Source organism: Pseudomonas monteilii NBRC 103158 = DSM 14164, assembly GCF_000730605.1.
GTDB classification, from domain to species: Bacteria; Pseudomonadota; Gammaproteobacteria; order Pseudomonadales; family Pseudomonadaceae; genus Aquipseudomonas; species Aquipseudomonas monteilii.
The window spans coordinates 67,822-91,232 of the sequence record NZ_BBIS01000024.1; the positions used below are offsets into that span (position 1 = coordinate 67,822).

At 64.5% G+C, this 23,411-nt stretch carries 18 protein-coding genes and 1 pseudogene; 5 read left to right on the top strand and 14 right to left on the bottom strand.

Annotated features, from left to right (window positions below; translation table 11 throughout):
* The first annotated feature begins 121 nt into the window (after nucleotides 1–121).
* Nucleotides 122–5,023: an alpha-2-macroglobulin family protein gene (locus tag PM2_RS13950; protein ID WP_016715404.1), complete on the top strand. Its 4,902-nt coding sequence runs from the start codon at nucleotides 122–124 to the stop codon at nucleotides 5,021–5,023.
* 46 nt (nucleotides 5,024–5,069) lie between these two features.
* Here PM2_RS13950 and PM2_RS13955 read toward each other — a convergent pair whose 3' ends face one another.
* Nucleotides 5,070–5,363 carry a hypothetical protein gene (locus PM2_RS13955; protein ID WP_016715405.1) on the bottom strand — a complete coding sequence of 98 codons (294 nt, stop codon included), beginning with the start codon at nucleotides 5,361–5,363 and terminating at the stop codon, nucleotides 5,070–5,072.
* Between the two features lie 77 nt (nucleotides 5,364–5,440).
* On the opposite strand from PM2_RS13955, the gene pbpC reads away from it, so the two are divergent.
* Both pbpC and PM2_RS13965 read left to right on the top strand, forming a co-directional pair.
* Nucleotides 5,441–7,795 (top strand): peptidoglycan glycosyltransferase PbpC, encoded by a 2,355-nt coding sequence (pbpC, locus tag PM2_RS13960; RefSeq protein ID WP_028699145.1) that lies wholly within the window; start codon nucleotides 5,441–5,443, stop codon nucleotides 7,793–7,795.
* A 91-nt stretch (nucleotides 7,796–7,886) separates the two neighbouring features.
* On the top strand, nucleotides 7,887–9,542 hold the full coding sequence (locus tag PM2_RS13965) for a ShlB/FhaC/HecB family hemolysin secretion/activation protein (protein ID WP_028699146.1): 1,656 nt from the start codon (nucleotides 7,887–7,889) through the stop codon (nucleotides 9,540–9,542).
* A 38-nt stretch (nucleotides 9,543–9,580) separates the two neighbouring features.
* Here PM2_RS13965 and PM2_RS13970 read toward each other — a convergent pair whose 3' ends face one another.
* From PM2_RS13970 to PM2_RS14005, 8 genes are all read right to left on the bottom strand, one after another.
* A complete protein-coding gene (locus tag PM2_RS13970) occupies nucleotides 9,581–10,354 on the bottom strand; it encodes a response regulator transcription factor (RefSeq protein WP_016715408.1) in 774 nt (257 codons plus the stop codon).
* Nucleotides 10,355–10,473: 119 nt separating this feature from the next.
* The gene (locus PM2_RS13975; protein ID WP_016715409.1) at nucleotides 10,474–10,944 is read right to left on the bottom strand and encodes an A24 family peptidase; all 471 of its coding nucleotides are present in this window, start codon (nucleotides 10,942–10,944) and stop codon (nucleotides 10,474–10,476) included.
* A 204-nt stretch (nucleotides 10,945–11,148) separates the two neighbouring features.
* The gene (locus tag PM2_RS13980) at nucleotides 11,149–11,718 is read right to left on the bottom strand and encodes a DUF4136 domain-containing protein (protein ID WP_016715410.1); all 570 of its coding nucleotides are present in this window, start codon (nucleotides 11,716–11,718) and stop codon (nucleotides 11,149–11,151) included.
* Between the two features lie 19 nt (nucleotides 11,719–11,737).
* Nucleotides 11,738–12,373, bottom strand: a complete 636-nt coding sequence (locus PM2_RS13985; RefSeq protein ID WP_027609858.1) for a DUF4136 domain-containing protein — start codon at nucleotides 12,371–12,373, stop codon at nucleotides 11,738–11,740.
* 21 nt (nucleotides 12,374–12,394) lie between these two features.
* Nucleotides 12,395–13,144: a methyltransferase gene (locus PM2_RS13990; protein ID WP_016715412.1), complete on the bottom strand. Its 750-nt coding sequence runs from the start codon at nucleotides 13,142–13,144 to the stop codon at nucleotides 12,395–12,397.
* On the bottom strand, nucleotides 13,141–13,446 hold the full coding sequence (locus PM2_RS13995; protein WP_009685784.1) for a MazG-like family protein: 306 nt from the start codon (nucleotides 13,444–13,446) through the stop codon (nucleotides 13,141–13,143). Before PM2_RS13995 ends, PM2_RS13990 begins: the two co-directional genes overlap by 4 nt.
* Before the next feature lie 55 nt (nucleotides 13,447–13,501).
* Complete coding sequence (locus PM2_RS14000) at nucleotides 13,502–14,353, bottom strand: MaoC family dehydratase (protein ID WP_028699147.1); 852 nt, start codon at nucleotides 14,351–14,353, stop codon at nucleotides 13,502–13,504.
* A gap of 2 nt (nucleotides 14,354–14,355) precedes the next feature.
* Nucleotides 14,356–15,708: a 3-oxoacyl-ACP reductase gene (locus tag PM2_RS14005; protein WP_028699148.1), complete on the bottom strand. Its 1,353-nt coding sequence runs from the start codon at nucleotides 15,706–15,708 to the stop codon at nucleotides 14,356–14,358.
* 118 nt (nucleotides 15,709–15,826) lie between these two features.
* On the opposite strand from PM2_RS14005, the gene PM2_RS14010 reads away from it, so the two are divergent.
* Nucleotides 15,827–17,107: an acetyl-CoA C-acetyltransferase gene (locus tag PM2_RS14010; RefSeq protein WP_016715415.1), complete on the top strand. Its 1,281-nt coding sequence runs from the start codon at nucleotides 15,827–15,829 to the stop codon at nucleotides 17,105–17,107.
* Nucleotides 17,108–17,161: 54 nt separating this feature from the next.
* Nucleotides 17,162–17,941, top strand: coding sequence for an AraC family transcriptional regulator (locus PM2_RS14015; protein ID WP_028699149.1), 780 nt, complete (start codon nucleotides 17,162–17,164; stop codon nucleotides 17,939–17,941).
* Nucleotides 17,942–18,006: 65 nt separating this feature from the next.
* On the opposite strand, the gene PM2_RS32070 is transcribed toward PM2_RS14015, so the two are convergent.
* From PM2_RS32070 to PM2_RS14035, 5 genes and pseudogenes are all read right to left on the bottom strand, one after another.
* Nucleotides 18,007–18,774 carry a methyl-accepting chemotaxis protein gene (locus tag PM2_RS32070; RefSeq protein WP_371058977.1) on the bottom strand — a complete coding sequence of 256 codons (768 nt, stop codon included), beginning with the start codon at nucleotides 18,772–18,774 and terminating at the stop codon, nucleotides 18,007–18,009.
* 90 nt (nucleotides 18,775–18,864) lie between these two features.
* Nucleotides 18,865–19,950 (bottom strand): annotated as a pseudogene (locus tag PM2_RS32075) (HAMP domain-containing protein); the annotation flags it as partial.
* A 167-nt stretch (nucleotides 19,951–20,117) separates the two neighbouring features.
* Nucleotides 20,118–20,528, bottom strand: coding sequence for a Cu(I)-responsive transcriptional regulator (gene cueR / locus PM2_RS14025; protein ID WP_016497881.1), 411 nt, complete (start codon nucleotides 20,526–20,528; stop codon nucleotides 20,118–20,120).
* The gene (locus PM2_RS14030) at nucleotides 20,525–22,945 is read right to left on the bottom strand and encodes a heavy metal translocating P-type ATPase (RefSeq protein WP_028699151.1); all 2,421 of its coding nucleotides are present in this window, start codon (nucleotides 22,943–22,945) and stop codon (nucleotides 20,525–20,527) included. Before PM2_RS14030 ends, cueR begins: the two co-directional genes overlap by 4 nt.
* A 52-nt stretch (nucleotides 22,946–22,997) precedes the next feature.
* A complete protein-coding gene (locus PM2_RS14035) occupies nucleotides 22,998–23,384 on the bottom strand; it encodes a hypothetical protein (protein ID WP_028699152.1) in 387 nt (128 codons plus the stop codon).
* Nucleotides 23,385–23,411: the final 27 nt, after the last annotated feature.

The following is a 23,411-nucleotide window of genomic DNA, read 5'->3' on the forward strand; positions in this document are numbered from 1 at the left end:
ACGACCAGGCAACCATTTAGCGCGACCATGGTCTCACCTCGCGCGCAACGCCGGGTGTTGCACCCGACCTTGCGCTATAGTTGCTGCCCTCACATACACGCTGCCAAAGAGTTCCTACTCCATGTTCAACAAAGGATTGTTGCTGGCCTGCGCGCTGGCCTTGCTCAGTGCCTGTGACTCTTCCACGCCAGACAAACCTGCGCCGGCGCAGAAGCCTGTTGCTACAGCGCCCGCCGAAGCCGCTGCCCCCAAACGCGAAGACCCCGCCGTGCTCGCCAAGCGCTACGAGGGCCGCGAAATCACGGTGCTGGACGTATCCGAAGTGCAGCTCGATGGTGCGGCCACGCTGTCGATCAGCTTCTCCGCACCGCTGGATGCCAAGCAGGACTTTGCCACCAAGGTACACCTGGTCGATACCGTCAAAGGCAAGCTCGACGGCGCCTGGGAACTCTCTGACAACCAGATGGAACTGCGCCTGCGCCACCTGGAACCACAGCGCAAGCTGGTGCTGACCGTGGACAAGGGCCTGCTCGCGGTCAACGGCAAGCAACTGGACAGCGAGTCGGTCACCCAGCTGGAAACCCGCGACATGCAGCCGACCATCGGCTTTGCCAGCCGTGGATCGCTGCTGCCCACACGCCTGGCCGAAGGGCTGCCGGTGATTGCCCTCAACGTCGACAAGGTCGATGTCGAGTTCTTCCGGGTGAAGCCGGAAATGCTCTCGACCTTCCTGGCCAGCTGGGGGCGCAACAGCAGCCTGTACTACTACCAGTCCAAGGAAACCCTGGACATGGCCGAGCTGGTCTACAGCGGCCGCTTCGACCTCAACCCTGCCCGTAACACCCGCGAAACCGTGCTACTGCCCATCGCCGGCATCAAGCCACTGCAGGATCCGGGTGTGTACCTGGCAGTGATGCGCGCCTCGGGCACCTACGACTACTCGCAGCCGGCGACCCTGTTCACCCTCAGTGACATCGGCGTGTCGGCACACCGTTACCGCGACCGCCTGGACGTGTTCGCGCAGGCGCTGGAAGGCGGCAAGGCGTTGAGCGGCGTCAACCTCGAAATCCATGACGAGAAGGGCAAGCTGCTGGCCCAGGCCAGTACCGATGGCAAAGGCCACGCCCAACTGCCGATCACCCCGAAGGCCGATACCCTGATCGCCACCCAAGGTGTGCACACCACCCTGCTGCGCCTGAACACCGCCGCGCTGGACCTGGCCGAATTCGACATCACCGGCCCCCAGGCCAACCCGCTGCAGTTTTTCATCTTCGGCCCGCGTGACCTGTATCGCCCAGGCGAAACCGTGCTGCTCAACGGCCTGCTGCGCGACCAGGACGGCAAACCCGTCAAAGCCCAACCCGTCAGCGTGGAAGTGCGCCGCCCGGATGAGCAGGTCAGCCGCAAGTTCGTCTGGGAAGCCGACAGCAATGGCTTGTACCAATACCAGCTGCAACTGGCCACCGAAGCCCCGACCGGGCGCTGGCAGTTGCTGCTCGACCTGGGCGGCGGGCGCAAGCAGGTGTATGAGTTCCTCGTCGAAGACTTCCTGCCTGAGCGACTGGCGCTGGAGCTGAAGGGGAGCAGCACGCCACTGTCGCCGGATGAGGATGCGCGCATCCAGGTCAATGGCCGTTACCTCTATGGCGCCCCGGCTGCTGGTAATCGCCTGAGTGGCCAGGCCTATGTGCGCCCGCTGCGCGAGGCGGTGCCCGCTCTGCCGGGCTACCAGTTTGGCTCGGTCACCGAAACCGAGCTGAACCAGGATCTGGAACTGGACGAAGTCACCCTCGACCAGGCGGGCAAGGCGGTGGTCGATATCGAAAGCCGCTGGGCCGAAGCCCGCTCGCCGCTGCAACTGACCGTGCAAGCCAGCTTGCAGGAGTCGGGTGGCCGTCCGATCACCCGGCGCCTGGAGCAGCCGATCTGGCCAGCCGAGCGCTTGCCGGGCCTGCGTGGCCTGTTCGATGGCGAGGAAACCGACAGTGACGGGCCAGTGGAATTCGAGTTCCTGGTGGCCGACCGCGATGGCAACAAGCTGGCGGCCGATGACCTCAAGGTGCGGTTGATTCGTGAGCGCCGCGACTACTACTGGAACTACTCGCAGAGCGACGGCTGGAGCTACGCCTACAACGAAAAATTCCTCACCCAGAGCGAAGAGACGGTCAGCGTCAAGGCCGGCTCCACTGCCAAGCTGAGCTTCCAGGTTGAATGGGGCCCTTACCGCGTCGAGGTGGAAGACCCGCAAACTGGCTTGGTTTCCAGCGAACGCTTCTGGGCCGGCTACCGTGCCCAGGACAACGCTGAAGGCGGTGCCGTACGCCCCGACCAGGTCAAGCTGGCGCTGGACAAACCGTCCTACGCCGACGGTGCCACGGCCAAGGTCACCGTCACCCCGCCTGCCGCAGGTAGCGGCTACCTGATGATCGAGTCCAGCGATGGCCCGCTGTGGTGGCAGGAAATCGACGTGCCCGCCGAAGGCAAGACCTTCGATGTGCAACTGGACAAAGCCTGGGCCCGCCACGACCTGTATATCAGCGCGCTGGTGATCCGCCCGGGTGAGCGCAAGGCCAACGCCACGCCCAAGCGTTCGGTGGGTGTGCTGCACCTGCCGCTGGACCGCGCTGAGCGCAAGTTGGCGGTGAGTCTGCAGGCACCAGACAAGATGCGCCCGAAACAACCGCTGACCGTGAAGGTGAAGGCCGCCAATGCGGATGGCAGCGTGCCCAGGCAAGTGCATGTGCTGGTGTCGGCGGTTGACGTGGGCATCCTCAACATCACCGATTTTAAAACTCCCGACCCGTTCGCCAGCCTGTTCGGTCGCAAGGCCTACGGTGCCGACCAACTGGATATCTACGGCCAGCTGATCGAAGCCGGGCAGGGCCGCCTGGCCAGCCTGGCGTTCGGTGGTGACGCGGCCATGGCCAAAGGGGGCAAGCGCCCTAATACCACGGTGACCATCGTCGCCCAGCAGAGCTTGCCGGTGACTCTGGATGACAAGGGTGAGGGCGAAGCTACGGTCGATATCCCGGACTTCAACGGCGAGCTGCGGCTGATGGCCCAGGCCTGGACCGAAGAACACTTCGGCATGGCCGAAGGCAAGACCGTGGTGGCCGCGCCACTGATTGCCGAGCTTTCGGCCCCGCGCTTCCTGGCCGGAGGCGACCGCACCAGTCTGGCGCTGGATTTGGCCAACCTGTCGGGCCGCGCTCAACAACTGAATGTTGAAATCACCACCGAGGGGCAGCTTAGCCTCGTGGCCAGTGCCGTACAGAACGTAGCCCTGACTGAAGGCCAGCGTTCGACACTGATGATCCCGGTGCAGGCCCAGGGCGGCCTGGGGCAAGGCAAGGTGCATGTGCGGATCACAGGCCTGCAACTACCAAACGAGCCGACCACCGCGTTCGAACGGGAGTGGACGTTGGGCGTGCGCCCGGCCTACCCGGCGATGCTCAAACACTACCGCGTGGCTTTGAAAGACCAACCCTGGACCCTGCCTGAGGCGGACCTGGCGGCCTTCGAGCCTGCCGGCCTGGAAGCGAGCCTGGCCTTGTCGAGCCGGCCGCCGCTGAACCTGGCCGAGCAGATTCGCGCCCTGGAAGCCTACCCCTACGGTTGCCTTGAGCAGACCACCAGCGGCCTTTACCCGTCGTTGTACGCCGATGCCGACAGCCTCAAGCGCCTGGGCATCAAGGGCGAGCCGGCGGACGTGCGCAAGCGCAAGATCGAGATGGGCATCGAGCACCTGTTGGGCATGCAGCGCTACAACGGCAGCTTTGGCCTGTGGAGTTCGGACAGCGAAGAAGAGTACTGGCTGACTGCCTATGTCACCGACTTCCTGCTGCGTGCCCGTGACCAGGGTTACGGCGTGCCGGCCGAGGCGTTGAAGAAGGCCAGCGAGCGCCTGCTGCGCTACCTGCAAGAGCGCAACCTGATCGAAGTGGACTACAGCGAAAACGCCGACCACACCCGCTTCGCCGTGCAGGCCTATGCAGCGCTGGTGCTGTCGCGCAGTCAGCAGGCGCCGTTGGGTGCCTTGCGTGGCCTGTTCGAGCGCCGTGCCGATGCGCGTTCCGGCTTGCCGCTGGTACAACTGGCAGTGGCACTGGACAAGATGGGCGACAAGCCGCGAGCCGAGCAGGCTTTGCAGGCGGGCCTGGGCATCAGCCGTGGCAAAGGCTGGATGGCGGACTACGGCAGCGCACTGCGTGATCAGGCGTTGATCCTGGCCTTGTTGCAGGAGAGCAACCTTGCCAGCAGTCAGGTCGACCAGCGGCTGTTCGCCTTGTCGGACGAACTGGCGGCCAACCGCTGGTTGTCGACCCAGGAGCGCAATGCACTGTTCCTTGCCGGCCGTGGCCTGTTGGGCAAGCCGGAAGGCAAGTGGCAGGCACGCCTGGACAGCGCTGGCGAGGTGCGCGAGTTCAACAATGCCGAAGCCGGCATGAAGCTGGAAGGCCCGCTGCTGGCTTCGCCGCTGAGCGTGCAGAACGAAGGCAGCGAGACGCTGTACCAGCAACTCACCCTGTCTGGTTACCCCCGTCAGGCGCCTGCGGCCGGCGGCAATGGTATGCAGATTCGCCGTGAGTACCTGGGCATGAATGGCCAGCCATTGGACCTGCATAACCTGCGCAGCGGCGACCTGGTGCTGGTGCACCTTGCGCTCAAGGCCGAAGACCGCGTGCCGGATGCCTTGGTGGTGGACTTGCTGCCCGCAGGCCTGGAGCTGGAAAACCAGAACCTGGCGCAGAGTGCCGCCAGCCTGGACAACGCCAGCACCGCGGTGAAGGAATGGCGCGAGTCGATGCAGAACGCCAGCGTGGTGCACCAGGAGTACCGTGATGACCGTTATGTTGCCGCGCTCAAGCTCGACGGCTACGGCACCACCCACCTGTTGTACCTGGCGCGGGCGGTGACCCCGGGCACCTACCGTGTGCCGCCGCCGCAGGTTGAGTCGATGTACCGGCCGAACCTGCAGGCCGTGGGGGATGGGCAAGGGGAGATGACCGTAAAAGCCCGGTAAGAATCTGCCCTGCGCATCCACTGGGTCGCGCAGGGCAGCTCTACCATCAGTGAATCACCCAGCTCATCACCCACAGCCCCAGCACCAGCCAGATGATCCCGAGGATGATCGAGGCGCGCATGAACGCGCGGATGGCCGAGTACAGCAGCATCAGGCCGACGATCAGGGCCAGGATGCTGAGCAGCGAGGTGTCCATGCCCAGTGTGCGCGCCAGGCCGTCGATGAAATTGCCGCCAGCATTGGCCAGCAGGTTGAACAGCCCGCTCAATGCGTCGACGATGAAGCGGATCAACGACCCCAGTGCCTGGCCCAGCCACTCGAAAAAACCTTCTACATGCATAGTTGTTTCCTGATGAACGATTCGGCGAGGTTGCCGTTCCCAAGCCTTTGGCCATCACCTGGCCAGGTCGGTTCCCGATGCCAAGCTTAGCGCGGCCATGCACGCGTGCGGGCAAGTGGTTGCGTGCCACGGTAATCGGCTTGCTAGTGCTGTGTGGCCTGGTGTGGCTGGCTGACCGGATCTGGCCGCTGCCCATGCCGGGCGACGACCTGGCCCGGGTGGTGGTGGCCGAAGACGGCGCGCCGTTGTGGCGCTTTGCCGATGCCGAGGGTGTCTGGCGCTACCCGGTCAGCCCTGACGAAGTTTCGCCGTTGTACCTGCAGGCCTTGCTGACTTACGAGGACCGCTGGTTCTACCGCCATCCCGGGGTCAACCCGCTGGCCCTGGCCCGAGCCGCCTGGCTGAACCTGCGCGGCGGACGCGTGGTGTCGGGCGGCAGCACGCTGTCGATGCAGGTGGCACGGCTGCTTGACCCGCATGAACGTACTCTGGCCGGTAAACTGCGCCAACTGTGGCGTACGGCGCAGCTGGAGTGGCATCTGTCCAAGCGCGAAATCCTGCAGATCTACCTTGACCGCGCACCCTTTGGCGGCACCTTGCAGGGGGTTGCCGCAGCCAGCTGGGCGTACCTGGGCAAATCACCCCTGCACCTGACCCCGGCCGAAGCAGCGCTGCTGGCGGTACTGCCACAGGCGCCCAGCCGGCTACGGCCGGACCGCCATCCTGCGCGTGCCCAGCGTGCCCGCGACAAGGTGCTGCAGCGCCTGGCCGAATACCAGGTATGGCCTGCGCAGCAAATCCGCGAGGCAGCCGAGGAGCCGCTGGTGCTGGCGCCACGTCAGGAGCCCGCCTTGGCGCCCTTGCTCGCCAGACGGCTGAACAGCGCCGACAGCCCACCGCTGATCCGCACCACCCTCGATGCGGCACTGCAGCGGCGCCTGGAAGACCTGCTGTTGGGCTGGCGTGCGCGCCTGCCGGAGCGTACCTCGGCAGCCATCCTGGTAGTCGAGGCGCAGACCATGGCGGTGCGTGCCTACCTGGGCTCGATTGATCTGGCCGATGAGCGCCGCTTCGGGCATGTCGACATGGTGCGTTCGCTACGTTCACCCGGTTCTACGCTCAAGCCGTTCCTGTACGGCATGGCGCTGGATGATGGCCTGATACATTCCGAATCGCTACTGCAGGACGTGCCACGCCGCTATGGCGACTACCGGCCCGGTAACTTCTCCATGGGCTTCAGCGGGCCGGTGTCGGCCAGTTCGGCGCTGGCCCTGTCACTCAACTTGCCGGCGGTGCAATTGCTGGAGGCCTACGGCCCGAAACGCTTTGCCGCGCAACTGCGCATGGCGGGTATGCCGCTGATACTACCGCCGCTGGCCGAGCCCAACCTGTCGTTGATCCTCGGTGGCGCCGGTAGCCGTCTGGAAGACGTGGTGGGTGGTTATGCAGCCTTCGCGCGCGGTGGCAACAGCGCGAGGGTGCGCTTGCAACCTCAGGACCCGCTGGTAGAGCGGCGCTTGCTGTCACCGGGGGCGGCGTGGATCATCCGGCGCATTCTCAGTGGCCAGGCGCGCCCCGACCGCGACCCGCACGCCGAGCTGGTGCAGCGCCCGCAACTGGCCTGGAAAACAGGCACCAGTTATGGCTTTCGCGATGCCTGGTCGATTGGCGTGGGCCCGCGCTACCTGATCGGCGTGTGGATCGGCCGCCCGGACGGCACACCCGTACCCGGCCAGTTCGGCCTGGCCTCGGCGGCGCCACTGATGCTGCAGGTGCATGACCTGCTGAGCAACCGCGACAGCCAGCGCGGCATCAGCGTGCCGGCGGAGCGAGTACCGGCGAATATCGGGGTGGCGGCGATCTGTTGGCCGCTGGGCCAGCCGATGAGCAAGCAGGACCCCAACTGCCGGCGTCAGCGTTTTGCCTGGACCCTGGACGGCACCACGCCGCCAACCCTGCAAGCTGCCGATCAGCCGCTGGGCCTGGGCCTGCGTGAACGCGTGTGGGTCAACGAGCAGGGGCTGCGTGTGGATGGTAGCTGCCCAAGCGCCAAGGCCCGTGACATCGCGTTGTGGCCGGCCCCGCTGGAGCCCTGGCTACCCCGTGTCGAGCGGCGCGCGGCGCGCCTGCCGGCCATCGACCCGGCCTGCCCGCCGCAGGTGACGGCCAGCGCACCGCCGCTGTCGATCGTCGGCGTGCGCCCCGGAGACAACCTGCGCCGCCCGGCCACCAGCAGCGAGCCGTTGCAACTCTATGTATCGGCCTTGGGCGGCGGCGGGCGGCGCTGGTGGTTCCTCAATGGCCAGCCCTTGGGCGAAACCCGGGGGCAGGACAGCCTGCTGGTTCGCTTGCCGCAGGCCGGACAGGCCGAGCTCAGCGCGCTGGATGAAAGCGGCGAGACGGCGCGGGTGGCGTTCCAGGTCAGCGAGTAGGCGTTCGACGGCATTCGGGCCAGCACCTACGCTTGCAGATAACGGGTGTGACCGGCTGGCGCCCCGTAACCAAGGGAACATGGAGCGCCCTATGCGTCCTCTGGCCGTGCCCCTGCTGTTGTTGCCTTGGGCGCTTGCTGCCCACGCAGAGCCATTGCCGGGTTTTCTCGACAGCCATGAATACGAACGGCGCCTGCCTGCTGCCAACCTGCCGATAGAGGCCTACCGCCCCATCAGCCCCAACCTGAGGTTGGCCGGGCCGGTTGGCGAAAGACTTGACTGGGCACCTGCGGACACGCCCGTCGTTGTGCATAAAGTGCGTTTCGAGGGGGGCACGGTGTTCCCCTTGAGTGATCTGCGCGAGCACTACCAGCCGCTGGTCGGGCGCCAGACCACGTTGGGCGAGTTGCAGCAGTACACCCAGCAGCTAACCCAGCGCTATCGGCAGGAGGGTTACCTGCTTTCCTATGCCTACCTGCCACCGCAGGATGTGGCCGAGGGCCGGGTGAATGTGGTGCTGGTCGAGGGTTACATTCGCGATTACCACGTCGACGGTGATATCGGCCCGGCCAGCGACTATCTCCGGCAGCTATTGGCACGCCTTGAGGCTGAGCGCCCGCTGACCCGCGAAACGCTAGAGCGCTACCTGGGGCTGGCAGGGCGCTTGCCCGGCGTGTCGATAGAGGCTGAGCTGGCGATGGCAAGAACCGGTGACGGTGCGGCCCTTTTGACCGTGCATGCGCGGCACAAACCGTTCAGCGCCGCTGTTACGTTGGCAGACTCCAGTCGCGATGATGCACAGGCGCTGCTGACGGCCACCAGCAATGCCCAGACCCGCTTTGCCGAACAGTTCCAGGCCAGCCTGCTACTGCCCCCAGGCGATGACCAGGTGCATTACCAACGGCTGGATTACAGCCAGCACCTGGACGAGGCCGGCAGCCAACTGTTGTTGTCTGCTTCGCGCTACCGCAGTGAGCCGGGCACGCGAATCCGCCTGGACGATGGCCGCGACATCACCCGTGAGCGTGACAGCCAACGCTATGCGATAGGCCTGCGCCAACCCGTGATTGTCAGGCCGAATGAATGGCTGGCCGTGCAGGGGCACGTGTATGCGGTCAGCGAACATGTCGAAGAGCGGCAGTCTTCGTCACGGGACTACGACACTTCTGTGCGTGCGCTGTCATTCGAGGGCGACTGGCGCAAAGTGGAAGGTAGTCGCCTGCGCATGGTCAGTGCCGGGGTCTACCAAGGCCTGGATTACCTGGGCGCCCGCAGCGATGCCGACTACGACATGGACTTTTTGCGGTTCAGGTTGTCGGCCCTGCAAAGTGACCCGCTGTCAGCGAGTTGGCAGGGTGTAGTGTCTGGCGCGTTGTACTGGAGTGATGACCGGCTACCCGATAGCGAACGGGTGGGGTTTGGTGGGCAGAGCTTCGGGCGTGGCTATCCCCGTGATCAGGCCGACGGAGACAAGGGGTGGGGTGTGGCTTACGAGGTGAGCTACAGCATGCGGGGTAGTAGGTTGGCGCTGGTTAAGCCCTATTTGGCAGTGGATGCGGCGCAGACCTGGCATAACCGGGGATCGGTGGAGGATGCCCACCTGGCTTCGGCGGCACTGGGTGTACGGTTGGGGGATGGGCGGCTTTTCAATGTTGCGTTGGAGGTGGCAAAACCGCTGGCGGATGTGGCGTTGGACAGTCTGGACCGTGCCCCCCGCTTGACCTTGAGTATTGGCCTTCAACTGTAGGGGCTGCAGAGCAGCCCTGGTGATTCTGAGTCAATCACTCAATGGGTAGTGAACCGCTGGTGAACCGGTGACGAACTGGGCGTTAGCGCGAGTGCCAACTGGGTGCGGTTGTGCATGTGGGTCAGGCGCAGTACCTGCGACACATACAACTTCACCGTGTTTTCGGTAATGCCCAGCTCACAGGCAATCTGGTAGTTGGTCTTGCCCTTGCTCACCAGCCGTGCCACTTCAAGTTGGCGCGGCGATAGCTTCTCGAACGCTGCCGGTAGCTCGCTCTCACTGTCTTCCACATCGCTGGCGCGTCGGTGGGTGCCTTGGCCGCGGGCCTTTTCCAGGTCCTGGTACAATTCGTCCACCGAGTCGGCCAGATTCTGCAACCGCTGGTTCAACCCGCCCAAGGCGCGGAAGTTGCGCTGGCGCTCCAGTAGGGCCTCTTCCTGGCGGCGCACGCCCTCGAGCAGTTCATCGAGGTCCGTGGGCTTCTGGTAGTAATCGGCAAAGCCTTCACGCAGGGCGCGGATCACATCCTGTTTTTCCGCGCGCCCAGTCAGCATGATGGCTTCGAACATGCGCTGCCCGGTGATTTGCTTGAGCGCGCGAACCAGTTCGATACCATCACGGTCGGGCATGTGCAGGTCGCAGATGATCAGGCCAATGGCCTCGTCAGCCAGGTAGCGCTCGAGGGCTTCGTCGGTGGAATGGGCCGGCAGGCAGTGGTAACCCCGGCTTTCAAGAAACTCACATAGCTGTTCGACGATGACTGGCTGGTCATCGACCACCAAAATCTTCACATCACTGAAAGGTCTGGACACGATCAACTCCCTGTTCGTATGCGGCCCTGCTCCCGGGCCAGACGCTCTGGCAGCTTAAAAATAGCCCTACGTTGCGATTTTGTACAAGGCATGTACAAGGTATCGGACCATAGGTTGGCTCATTGGATCCATACCGCCGTTAGAAGAAAACCTGCTAGCACATAGGGTACGAAGGCCTGTTTGTCGCCCATTTCTTCAGTCAGGGTTTGCAACCGCTTCTTTACTTTGGGGTTGAGCAGGGTCCACAGACGCCGGCGGGTAAGCAGCCACACCAGCACACTGACGCCGGCGCCGATGAAGGTGCCGAGCACGTATTGCGGGCTGGTGGCGAGGGCCAGCGCGCCCATCAGCTTGACGTCGTCGGCACCGAAGCGGCCGAGCATGTACCCCGGCAAGGTCAGCAGCATGACGATGGCCAGCGCCCAGCCGGCATCGGCGGCCTCGGCGCCGATCCAGCTGCGACCGGTGGCGAACAGCCAGACCAGAGCGCCCGTTGCCACGCCCAGGGTCAGCAGGTTGGAGATCTGGCGTTGACGCACATCCTGTTCGGAGCACAAGGCAAGCCACAGCAGGAGAACAATGCTTTGCATTGGCAGGTCGCCTTTCCCAAAAGTTGAACACTTCTACCCGGTCAGTCAGGTTTCCTTAAGTGAAGATAGACGGGAACCTGCGAGGGAGTGGGCGGGAACGGGAAAAAGGCGTGGTCGAAATGGATTTTGTCGTTCTTGACACCGTTTAAGTGGGGGAGCGACCTTGGGGCGCGAAAAGGTGCTCCCACTATTAAGGGCTGAGGCTTATTTCTTGCTACCCGGCGGGTAGTTGGCCAATACCTTGTTCACAGTATTGCGGATGGCGCTGTTGCGTTCTTCCGGGCTTGGCGGGTAGTTGTTCATGATTTGCTCGGCACTGCCGCGCCACACCAGCTTGCCGTCACGCCCGTCGAACATATCCACCTGAATGGTCGCGACCTTGTAGTCGACACTGCGGGTTTCGTTGTACATCGGGCCACCCCAGTAACCGCCCCAATAGCCACCCCAGCCACCGCCATAGTTGGTGGTGATCTGCTGCTGGCGCTGCTCGACGATCAGGTAGGTGCGGACCGTCAGGTCAGGCCGTGCGCCACCCTGGACCGGGCGCAGCCCACGTTGGTCGAGCTGGTCGGCTACCGCCTGGCGGATGCGCTGCTCGGTAAGGTCGCTCTTGATGCGGGGGTCGTCCGGGCGGTACTGCAGGCCCGGTTCCTGCCACGCCCAGCTGCGGTAAGCGGCAAAGTCACGGCTGGCATCGAAATCCTGCTGGACGTTGTTGCTGGAGCAGGCTGCAAGCAGTAACACGAATGACAGTAGAACGAGACGGCGCAACATGATGGTTCTCCGTTAGCGATTAACTGGGAGGATAGCCGCTGAGCGCTTTGTGCACAGAGTCGCGCAGGGCGCTTTCGCGTTCACGCGGCGAGTCCTTGTCGCTGCCGCTTTCGGCGCTGGCACTCCATACCGGCTGACCGCTGCGGGCGTCGTACAGGTCGATGCGCACTACCATCACGTCCACTTCGTAGGTGCGTACGATGGGCACGCTGGCATAACCCCCGTAGCCATGGCGATAGCCACCATAGCCCACGCCACCGTAGGGGTAGGGGCCGTAGTACGGGTCGTAGGTGTCGTAGTCACGCACCTGGCGCAAGCGTTTTTCCAGGCGCATGTCGGCGCTCACCAGCAGGTCGCCGGTGGCACCTCGGGCGGGGCGCAGGCCATGCTGGTCGAGTGCCCCGCTGACAGCATCGGCCAGTTGCGCCGGGTCGGCATTGGCCGAGCCACTGGGCAGTTCGCCGTTGCGCCAGCTCCAACTGCGGTAGTGCCCATAATCGCGGGCGGGTGCCGGGTAGGCACTGGCGTCGAAGGTGGTGGCCGCCTGGGCGGGGGCCGGAGGCAGCGGGCGGCTGCTGGCCACATACGGGTTGCTGCCCTGGCAGCCAGCCAGGGCGAATGGCAGCAGGGCCAGGCACAACAGACGGTACGGCATGAACTCCTCCGGCAGGGTGGGTTAGCGGGGGCGGCACACCCAGTGCAGGTAGCGGCCAAGCCCGGCGAAGGCGGGGTGGCGGCGGTGGGCCAGTTCCATTTCCAGCAGGTCGAGCAGCTCGGCCTTGCCCTGGAACTCCTTGGGCATGTAGTCGTGGAACACCCGCACACCGCTTTCGCTTTCAACTTGCCACATAGGATCAAGTTGCGCCTTGAGCGCGCGTGGATCAAGCGGTTTCTGTGGGGTCAGGCTCTGCTTTTCACCTTCCAGCCGGTTGCTGCGCAACTTGCGGAAATGGCCCTTGAGCAGGTTGCGATAGACCAGGGCGTCGCGGTTGTAGAAGGCCAGTGACAGCCACCCGGAAGGCGCCGTGAGCTGGTGCAGTACGGGCAGGATGCTCTCAGGCTCTGCCAGCCATTCGAGTACGGCATGGCATAGCACCAGGTCGTAAGGTTCGGTGAGCTGGCCGAGCAGGTCTTGCCAGGGGGCCTGGATGAACGTGGCAGTCTGGCCAGCCTCGGCAAAGCGCGCGCGGGCGCCATCGAGCATCGGCGCGGCAGGCTCGGCCAAGGTCAGGTGATGACCACGCTGGGCCAGCCACAAGGCCATGTGGCCCAGCCCGGCACCGATATCGAGAATGCGCAGCGGCCGATCGGGCAGTGCCTCGGCCAGGTCGGCTTGCAGCACGGCCAGGCGGATCGCACCCTTGGCACCGCCGTAGATCTTCTCGGCAAAGCGAGTGGCCAGCTCATCGAAGTGACGGTCATTCATCGGGCGAAGCGCCTTTCGCTGTCGGCCAGCTTGGCCCGCACCACCTGGTCCATGTCCAAGCCCAGCTCGCTGCACAGCAGCAACAGATAGAGCACCACATCACCGACCTCCTGGCCGGCGTGGGCCAGTTTGTCGGCAGGCAGCTGGCGCGATTCGTCTTCGCTCAGCCACTGGAAAATTTCTACCAGCTCGGCCATTTCGACGCTGGCGGCCATGGCCAGGTTCTTCGGGCTGTGGAAACCGCGCCAGTCGTTGTTGTCGCGGATCTGGTGCAGGCGTTGGGTGAGTTCTTGCAGATTCATCGGGGTCTCCTAATGCTGCATAGCTTCTGCCCAGGCCCGATGCAAAGCAAGTGGCCTACACCCGACCCCACCGCCCGATCATATGCAATACCTCCCCATGCCCCTCCAGCCGTAGCTGACCTGCAGTGCCTGCCTCACTGGCACTGAGCACCACCTCCGACGGCAACCGTACCGGTTTGCGGAAGTCCACTTCAAAGGCATACCCACTGTGCGGCAGGTGCCCACGCAATGCCGCCAGGGCCATGGCCATGCTCCACATGCCATGGGCAATGGCTGTAGGAAAGCCGAACAACCGGGCACTGACAGCACTGAGGTGGATAGGGTTGTAGTCCCCGCAGACCTTGGCATACCGCCGGCCGATGTCACTGTCGGCGTACCAGCGGCTGGCCTCGGGTAATGCATCTGGCTTAGCTTCGGGTGGTTCACTCGCCTCGCCTTCCAGCTTCAACCCACGTACCAGCATGCGGCTGGTTTCGCGCCAGAGCAGGCCAATGCCGTCTTCGGCCTCGGTGACCAGGTCGAAGGTGCCGCCCTTTGCATGCGGTTGCAGGTTGTGCGCATACACCGCAACGCGCAGCCCTTCGATACCGCCAAGCGGGCGCAGCACTTCGATGCGGTTGTACAGATGCACCAGGCCGAGCAGTGGGAAGGGGAAGTCTGGAGCGGTCATCAACTGCAACTGCAGGTTGAACGCCATGACATGTGGATACGTCGCCGGCAGGCGGCCATCGTCGGGAAAGTGGCAGAGCTTCCGGTAGGCGCCCAGGTTGCCCTGCTGAACCGGGATGAAGCAGCGTAGGCCATCGTCCGGCAGGTGGTCGCCGCTGATGGTGCGTTTGCTGGCTGCGCGCAGGTACAGGCTGGCGCGCGAAGCCGGGCTGTGCAGGTCATGCCAGTGTCGGCTCATGCTCAGGCCCCCATCAATGCCTGGCCGCACACCCGCAGCACCTGGCCGTTGACTGCCCCGGAGCCCGGTTGACTGAGCCAGGCAATGGCTTCGGCGACGTCCTGCGGACGCCCGCCCTGGCCCAACGAGCTCAGGCGCCGGCCGGCCTCACGCAGGCCCATGGGCATGGCTGCGGTCATGTGGGTTTCGATAAAGCCGGGCGCCACGGCATTGATGCTGCCGCCACGTTCGGCGAGCCGGGGCGCCCAGGCCTGGGCCAGACCGATCAGCCCGGCCTTGCTGGCGGCGTAGTTAGCCTGCCCACGGTTGCCGGCAATGCCGCTGACCGAGGCCAGCAGGGTGATACGTGCGTTTTCCCCCAGCGCGCCACTGTCATACAGCGCCTGGGTCAGTACCTGTGGGGCCTTGAGGTTGACGGCCAGCACCGCGTCCCAGTAGTCCGGGGTCATGTTGGCCAGGGTCTTGTCACGCGTGATGCCGGCGTTGTGCACCACGATGTCGATGCCGTCGGGCAAGGCCGCCAGCAGTTGCGTTGCCGCGTCGCTGGCGCAGATATCCAGCGCCAGCGCCTTGCCACCCAGGCGTGCAGCGAGGGCGTCGAGGTCCTGGCTGGCCTGTGGTACATCCAGCAGCAGCACATCAGCGCCATCCCGTGCCAGGGTTTCGGCAATGGCAGCGCCGATGCCGCGCGCTGCGCCAGTGACCAGGGCACGACGGCCGGCCAGTGGGCGGGTCCAGTCCTCAACCTGGCTGATACAGGCTTCCAGGCGCAGCACCTGGCCAGAGATGAAAGCACTCTTGGGCGAGAGGAAAAAGCGCAGGGCGCCCTCCAGCTGGTCATCGGCTCCGGGGGCGACATACAGCAGCTGGGCAGTCGCGCCGTTGCGCAGCTCCTTGGCCAGCGAACGGCTGAAGCCTTCCAGTGCCCGTTGGGCAACGCTGGCCAACAGATTGTCGAGGCTTTCCGGTGCGCGCCCCAGCACCACGATATGCGCGCAAGGCGCCAGGCTACGCAGCAGGGGCTGGAAAAATTCGCGCAACTGCTTCAAGGCATCGCTGTCGGACAGATGACGGGCATCGAATACCACGGCCTGGATTTTCGGCCCCAGGCCGGCCACCCAGGCTTCAGCCAGCAGGTCGTCGGCATTGAAGCTGTAAACCTCGTCAGTCAGGCATGGGGCGATGGCTTCAACCTGTTTCGCCATTGGCCCGCCGCCCAGCACCAGCGCCCCTTCCACCGGGCGTAGGCGGCCGGCCTGCCAGCGCTCCAGCGGGGCTGGGCGTGGCAGGCCAAGGGCATCCACGAGGCGGCGGCCGAGGTTGGAGTTGGCAAAGCCGAGGTAGCGATCGCTCATGAGTGGGTCTCCGCAAAGGCAAGCTTGAAAGTGTGGACCAACTTCGTGGCAAGGTCGTTCGCCCACGGTAAAAACACCTAGGCTGTACGGATCAAATTGTTTCAGGAGGAAAAAGCGCATGCGTTCACTTCGCCGGGTCGCGATCCTGGGCGGCAACCGAATTCCCTTCGCCCGCTCCAACGGCGCTTACGCCACGGCCAGCAACCAGGCGATGCTCACTGTTGCCCTTGAAGGATTGATCGAACGCTATCGCCTGCATGGGCTGCGGCTGGGGGAGGTAGTGGCTGGCGCGGTGCTCAAGCACTCGCGCGACATGAACCTCACCCGCGAATGTGTGCTGGGTTCGCGCCTTTCACCGCAGACCCCGGCCTATGACCTCCAGCAAGCCTGCGGTACCGGGCTCGAAGCGGCGTTGCTGGTGGCCAACAAGATCGCCCTGGGGCAGATCGACAGTGGTATTGCCGGCGGCGTGGATACCACCTCCGACGCACCGATTGCCGTCAACGAAAGCCTGCGCCACATCCTCCTGCAAGCCAACCGTGGCAAAAGCCTGAGCGAGCGGCTCAAGCCCTTTCTCAAGCTCAGGCCTCACCACCTGAAACCCGAACTACCACGCAATGGCGAACCACGCACCGGGCTGTCGATGGGCGAGCATTGCGAGCGTATGGCCCAGGCCTGGCGCATTGGCCGTGCCGAACAGGACGCGTTGGCGCTGCTCAGCCACCAGAAACTGGCTGCCGCGTATGCCGAGGGTTGGCAGGATGATTTGCTGACGCCGTTTCTTACGTTGACCCGCGACAATAACCTGCGCCCCGACCTGACCCTTGAGCGGTTGGCCAAGCTGCAACCCGCCTTTGACCGCAGCGGGCAGGGCACGCTGACGGCCGGTAACGCCACACCGCTGACGGACGGCGCCTCTATGGTGTTGCTGGGCAGCGAGGAATGGGCCGCGCAGCAGGGGCTGGAGGTGCTGGCTTATCTGGTCGATGGCGAAACCGCTGCGGTGGACTTTGTGACCGGTCGCGAAGGGCTCTTGATGGCGCCGGTGTATGCCGTGCCACGCTTGCTGGCGCGCAATGGCCTGACCTTGCAAGACTTTGACTACTACGAAATCCACGAAGCCTTCGCTGCCCAGGTGCTGTGTACGCTCAAGGCCTGGGAAGATGCCGATTATTGCCGTGAACGGTTGGGGCTGGAGGCGCCGCTTGGGGCGATTGACCGCAGCAAGCTCAATGTAAAAGGCAGCTCGCTGGCAGCGGGGCACCCGTTTGCGGCGACCGGAGGGCGCATATTGGCCAACCTGGCCAAGCTGTTGGCCACGGCAGGGAAGGGGCGAGGGTTGATATCGATTTGTGCGGCAGGTGGGCAGGGGGTGACGGTGATTGTCGAGCGCACCTGACGTGCGTCTGCGTCAGCTGTTAGGCTTGTCCCATCAGAACTACAAGAAGCCGCCATGCCGACCATCGGACATCCCCGCGCCATCCCGGCGCTTGACCACCTGCCCAGGCCTCTCTACGCCCGTGCCGAAAGCCTCGGCGCCGGCTCCTGGACCACCCGCCACCAGCACGACTGGGTGCAGTTTTCCTACGCCATCAGCGGTGTACTTGGCGTGTACACCCGCGACGGCAGTTACTTCGCGCCGCCCCAGTGGGGGGTGTGGATTCCTGCTGATGCCGAGCACGAAGTGGTGACCTCGATGCAGGCCGAAATGCGCAGCCTGTATGTACGGCGTGATGCCTGCCCGTGGGCACCAGAGCAATGCCGGGTGCTGGAAGTAACCCCGTTGGCACGCGAGCTGATCAAGCAGTTTTGCCTGTTCCCGGCGGATTACCCCGAAGATGACAGCGCCGAAGCACGCCTGGTGGCGGTGCTGCTCGACCAGTTGCGCACGTTGCCCGAGGTCGGTTTTTCGCTGCCGTTGCCAAGGCACCCTGGGTTGCTGGGGCTGTGCAACGGTTTGATTGCTGCACCGGACCAGCCGCAGACATTGCAGCAATGGGCGCGGGAGCTGGGTTGCTCGGAGAAGACGCTGATGCGGCTGTTCCAGCGGGAGACTGGGTTGAGCTTTCGAAACTGGCGGCAGCGCATGCGGCTGTTGTCGTCGCTGGCGTTGCTGGAGGCGGGGGAGAATGTGACCGAGGCGGCGCTGGGATGTGGGTATGACTCGACTTCGGCTTACATTGCGGCGTTCAAGCAGTTGTTCGGGGCGACGCCTGGGGAGTTGAAGCTTTAGTCCTCGGTTGCCTGTACCTGCCTCTTCGCGGCGTTAGTCGCGAAGAGGCAGGTACAGGCAACGCATCAGGTGCGGAACCTGCGCACAAGCGCATCCAGCTCATTGGACAGCCCTGCCAGGCTCTCCGAGTCCACCCGCGCCGCCTGGGCCAGTTCGGCGACCAGCTGGGCATCACCGTGAATCTGGCTGATGTGACGGTTGATGTCCTCGGCCACCTGATGCTGTTCCTCGGCGGCTGTGGCGATCTGCGTATTCATGTCGCGGATCACATCCACCGATTCCCGGATTTGCCCGAAGCTGTCGCGTGCCAGGCCAATGCGGCTCACCGATTGCTGCGATACCTCCAGGCTGGCATGCATCTGCGCGGCCACTTCGGCAGTGCGGTTGGCCAGGTTGCCCAGCAGGCCATCGATTTCGGCAGTGGAGTCGGCAGTGCGTTTGGCCAGGGCCCGTACTTCATCGGCCACCACGGCAAAGCCACGGCCTTGCTCACCCGCGCGGGCGGCTTCGATGGCGGCGTTGAGGGCCAGCAGGTTGGTCTGCTCGGCGATCGAGCGGATGGTGCCGAGGATCGACTGGATGGCATTGCTGTCCCGCTCCAGCTGCTGGATCGACTGGGCCGACTGCTCGATTTCCTGGCTCAGGCGGTCAACGCTGTGTACCGCTGCATCGATCTGCTGCTGGCCTTCGCGGGCCTGCTGCTGACCGCTGTCGGCCGACTGCGCTGCCTGGCTGCAGGAGCGCGCCACTTCGTTGGCGGTGGCGACCATTTCGTGGAACGCGGTGGAAACCATGTCCACGGCTTCGCGCTGGCGGCCTGCGGCCTCGGCCATGTCGCTGGAGACGCGGGTCGAGCTGCTGGAGGTGCTGAGGATTTTGCCGGCGGCAGCGCCAATGTGCTGGATCAGGCTGCGGATGGCGCCCAGGAACTGGTTGAACCAGCTGGCCAGTTGCGCGGTTTCGTCGCGGCCGCGGATTTCCAGGTTACGGGTCAGGTCACCTTCACCTTGGGCAATGTCTTCCAGGCCGTTGGTAACGCTGTTGATCGGGCGCACGATCAGTTTGGCGAACGCTGCACCCACCACGGCGAACAACGCCGCCAACACCACGGCGACGACCCCGATCAGCCAGGTTAGCCGGGTGGTGGTCTGCATCACTTCGCTGTGTTCGATCAGGCCGATGAAGGTCCAGCCCAGTTGCTCGTCGGGGTAGACGTTGGCCATGTAGCGCACGCCATTGAGCTCGACTTCGACCAGGCCTTTGCCCGCCTTGGCCAACTCGGCATAACCACCGCCAAAGCTCGCCAGTTGCTTGAAGTTGTGCCCGGCGTCGCGTGGGTCGACCATTACGTTACCGTTGCTTTCCACCAGCATCAGGTAGCCGCTTTCGCCCAGCTTGATCTGCTTGATGATCTCGGTAAGGCCCTTGAGCGACACGTCGATGTTGACCACGCCACCGGGGTTGCCCAGCTGGTTGGCCACGGCGCGCACGGTGCTGACCAGTACCGCATCGTCTGCAGCCCAGTAGTAGGCGCCGGTACGTACGGTTTTGCCCGGGTTGGCCATGGCCAGTTGGTACCAGGGGCGAGTCCGTGGGTCGTAATTGACGAACTTCTGCCCTGCCGGCCAGCCTGTGTAGCCACCGTCGTTCACCCCGTAGGACAAGTAGGCATACGCAGGGTGTGAGTTGGCCAGGCGGGTCATGAAGTCAAGGAGCTTGCTGGCCTGCTCGCCCAGTTCGTAGGACGGCGAGGCACTCATGTACTTGTTCAGCTCGCTGCCCGTGGCGGCGACCATTGGCTGCGAAGCCATGTACTCGACGTTCTGGTTGATGCCCTGGAAGAAGATGTTCATCGCGTTGCTGACCTGGCGGATTTCCCGGCTGCTGCTGTCGAGGAATCCGTCGCGGGCTTCGCCACGCAGGTTGAGGACCACCAAGGTGGCCACGAGGACGATGGGCAAGCCGGCGATGACCGCGAATGCCCAGGTCAGTTTCTGTTTGATGCTCATCGACGCTCCCGGAATTTTTATTGTCGACACACGAGGCAGGTAGCCAGTGCATCGGCAGCATCCGGGTTTTATGTAGCCAGAACGCCCGTATTTATTGGATAAAGTCGTAGTTGGTGACTATTCGGTCGCGTTTGGACGCTTTTGGCATACCAAACGCGTGTGACCGTTCAGTGGCAGCAGCTGCCGGCGGCGCCGTTGGCGAGGTCTTTGAGGATCGGGCAGTCCGGGCGGTCGTCCCCTTGGCAGTGCGAAACCAGCTCGCCAAGGGTGTCGCGCAGGCTCACCAGTTCCTCGATGCGCCGGTTCAGCTCGTCGATGTGCTGCATGGCCAGCGCTTTCACATCGGCGCTGGCACGCTGGCGGTCCTGCCACAAGGTCAGCAGCTTGCCGACCTCCTCCAGGGAAAACCCCAGGTCGCGGGAGCGCTTGATGAAGGCCAGGCTGTGCAAGTCTTCCGCCTGGTACAGGCGGTAGCCGCTGTCGCTGCGTGTGGCCGGTTTGAGCAGGCCGATGGATTCGTAGTAACGGATCATCTTGGTGCTAAGCCCGCTGCGGCGGGCGGCCTGGCCGATATTCATGGCGCCTCCTGGGTGGTGGTGGTGGTGGTGGTGGTGGTGGTGGTGGGTTTCCACGTTTTGAGCCACAGTGCGTTGCTGACCACGCTCACGCTGGACAGGGCCATGGCGGCGCCGGCCAGTACCGGGTTGAGGTAACCCAGCGCGGCCAGCGGGATGCCGATCAGGTTGTAGATGAATGCCCAGAACAGGTTCTGGCGAATCTTCGCATAGGTCTTGCGGCTGATCTCCAGGGCCGCAGGCACCAGGCGAGGGTCGCCGCGCATCAGGGTGATGCCAGCGGCCTGCATGGCCACGTCGGTACCGCCACCCATGGCAATGCCGATGTCGGCGGCGGCCAGTGCCGGGGCATCGTTGATGCCATCACCCACCATGGCGACCACGCCGTCCTGTTTGAGCGTGGCCACGGTCGCAGCCTTGTCGGCTGGCAATACTTCGGCATGCACATCGTCGATGCCCAGGGCGTCTGCAACCACTTTGGCGCTGCCGCGGTTGTCGCCGGTCAGCAGGTGGCTGCTGATGTGTTGGGCATGCAGGGTGTCGATGGCTTGCGCGGCGCCGGGCTTGAGGCTGTCACCAAAGGCGAACAGCCCCAGCACGCGGGGTTGCGCGCCACGTTCGAGCAGCCACGACAAGGTACGCCCCTCGGCTTCCCAGGCCTGGGCCTTCGCAGCCAGGTCGCCGGGCTGCAGCCCGCTTTCGTCCAGCAGGCGGCGGTTACCCAGGGCCAGCTCACGGCCTTCCACACTTCCTGCGATACCGCGCCCGGTCAGCGACTGACTGTCGGTAACCACCGGCACGTCCAGCCCCTGTTCGGCACAGGCATCCAGCACTGCTTTGGCCAGTGGGTGTTCGCTGCCACGTTGCAGGGCGCCGGCCAGGCGGTGGAGGTCGGCACTGCTGCCAGCCTGTGCCTGGCTGTGAACCACCCGAGGACTGCCGGAGGTGAGGGTGCCGGTTTTGTCGAAGACCACGCGGTTGACCGCATGGGCACGCTCCAGGGCTTCGGCGTCCTTGATCAGGATACCGTGGCGGGCAGCGACCCCGGTGCCGGCCATGATTGCCGCAGGGGTGGCCAGGCCGAGGGCGCAGGGGCAGGCGATGACCAGCACGGCGACGGCGTTGATCAGCGCGGTTTCCAGCGGTGCGCCGGCCAGCCACCAGCCGACCAGCGTGATCAGGGCCAGCACCAGCACGGCGGGGACGAACACCTGGCTGACCCGATCGACCAGCTTCTGGATCGGCGCCTTGGCGGCCTGGGCGTCTTCGACCAGGCGGATGATACGTGCCAGCACGGTTTCGGTCCCCAGCGCCTGGGTGCGCACCAGCAACCGGCCTTCGCCATTGATGGCACCGCCCGTGACGCTGTCGCCCGGCTGCTTGGGTACTGGCAGGCTCTCTCCGCTGATCAGGGCTTCGTCGGCATGGCTGCTGCCGTCCTCGACTACACCATCGACCGGGAAGCGCTCGCCGGGCTTGACCAGTACCAGGTCGCCCAGGCGCAACTGGGCAATGGGCACGTCTTCTTCCTGACCCTCGACGACACGCACGGCACGTTCCGGACGCAGTGCCTCAAGGGCGCGGATGGCGCTGGCGGTCTGGCGCTTGGCACGGCTTTCCAGGTACTTGCCCAGCAATACCAGGGCAATGACCACGGCCGAGGCTTCGAAGTACAAGTGCGGGGCCATGCCGGCGGGTGCTTGCGCCCACTGGTAAAGGCTCAGGCCATAGCCGGCGCTGGTGCCCAGGGCCACCAGCAGGTCCATGTTGCCGGCACCGGCGCGCACGGCCTTCCAGGCGGCTTTGTAGAAGCGTGCGCCGAGAATGAATTGCACCGGCGTGGCCAGCAGGAACTGTACCCATGCTGGCAGCATCCAGTGCAGGCCGAAGGGCTGCACCAGCATTGGCAGTACCAGCGGCAGGGCCAACAGCAAGGCTGCGCCGACCGCCAGACGCTCATTGCGCAGGCGGCGCTGGGCAGCGCTTTGGTCGTCCTTGGCCGATTGCGGCAGGCTGGCGCTGTAGCCGGCATTGTGCACGGCGTCGATCAGCTGGTTGTCATCGAGGGCTGCGAGCACTTCGAGGTGAGCGCGTTCGCTGGCGAGGTTGACGCTGACGTGCTCGACCCCAGGCAGCTTGCCAAGGGCACGCTCAACGCGGCCGGCGCAACTGGCGCAGGTCATGCCGCCAATCTGCAGTTCGACAGTGCGGGTGGGCACGTCGTAGCCGGCTTCGCGCACGGCGTCGACCAGGGCGGGCAGGCTGTTGGCCGGGGCCTGGACCCGAGCCTGTTCGGTGGCGAGGTTGACGCTGACCTGTTCAGCGCCGGTGACCTTGCGCAGGGCGCGCTCGACCCTGCCGGCACAGCTGGCGCAGGTCATGCCGGAGATCGGCAGTTCGTAAGTGGTGGATGCGGGCATGGCTCTCCTCCTTGGACAGGCCTCCAGCATCAACCTTGCCATGCAGGTAAGGTCAATAGCCCAGGCCGGCTCGCTTCAACTCCAGGCCATATTGCCCCATGGCGATGCGGTATTTGTTGATCTGGCCCGCCTGCAAATTCAAACGTGTGCTGCGCTGGTTCTCGATGCCCGGCGCGCAGCCTTGCACCTGCCCTGGCAGCAGGCGCAGACGTACGTCCACCGGACCGGGTGGAAGGTTGAACGAGGTGGACTGTTCCTGGAACACGCGCCCGGAGAGCTGGTCGTTGAGGTAAACGCCAATTTCGCAACCGGTGGCCACTTCCAGGCGTTCCCGGGAGATGATCAGTACGCTGTAGTCCGAGTTGCCCTCGGCGCTAGCCGGTGGCACCGCAGCCAGTGCGCTCAATAGCCCGACAACGCCCAATGCTGCCCTGAACATGAATAATCTCCTGCTTGCCTGATCGTC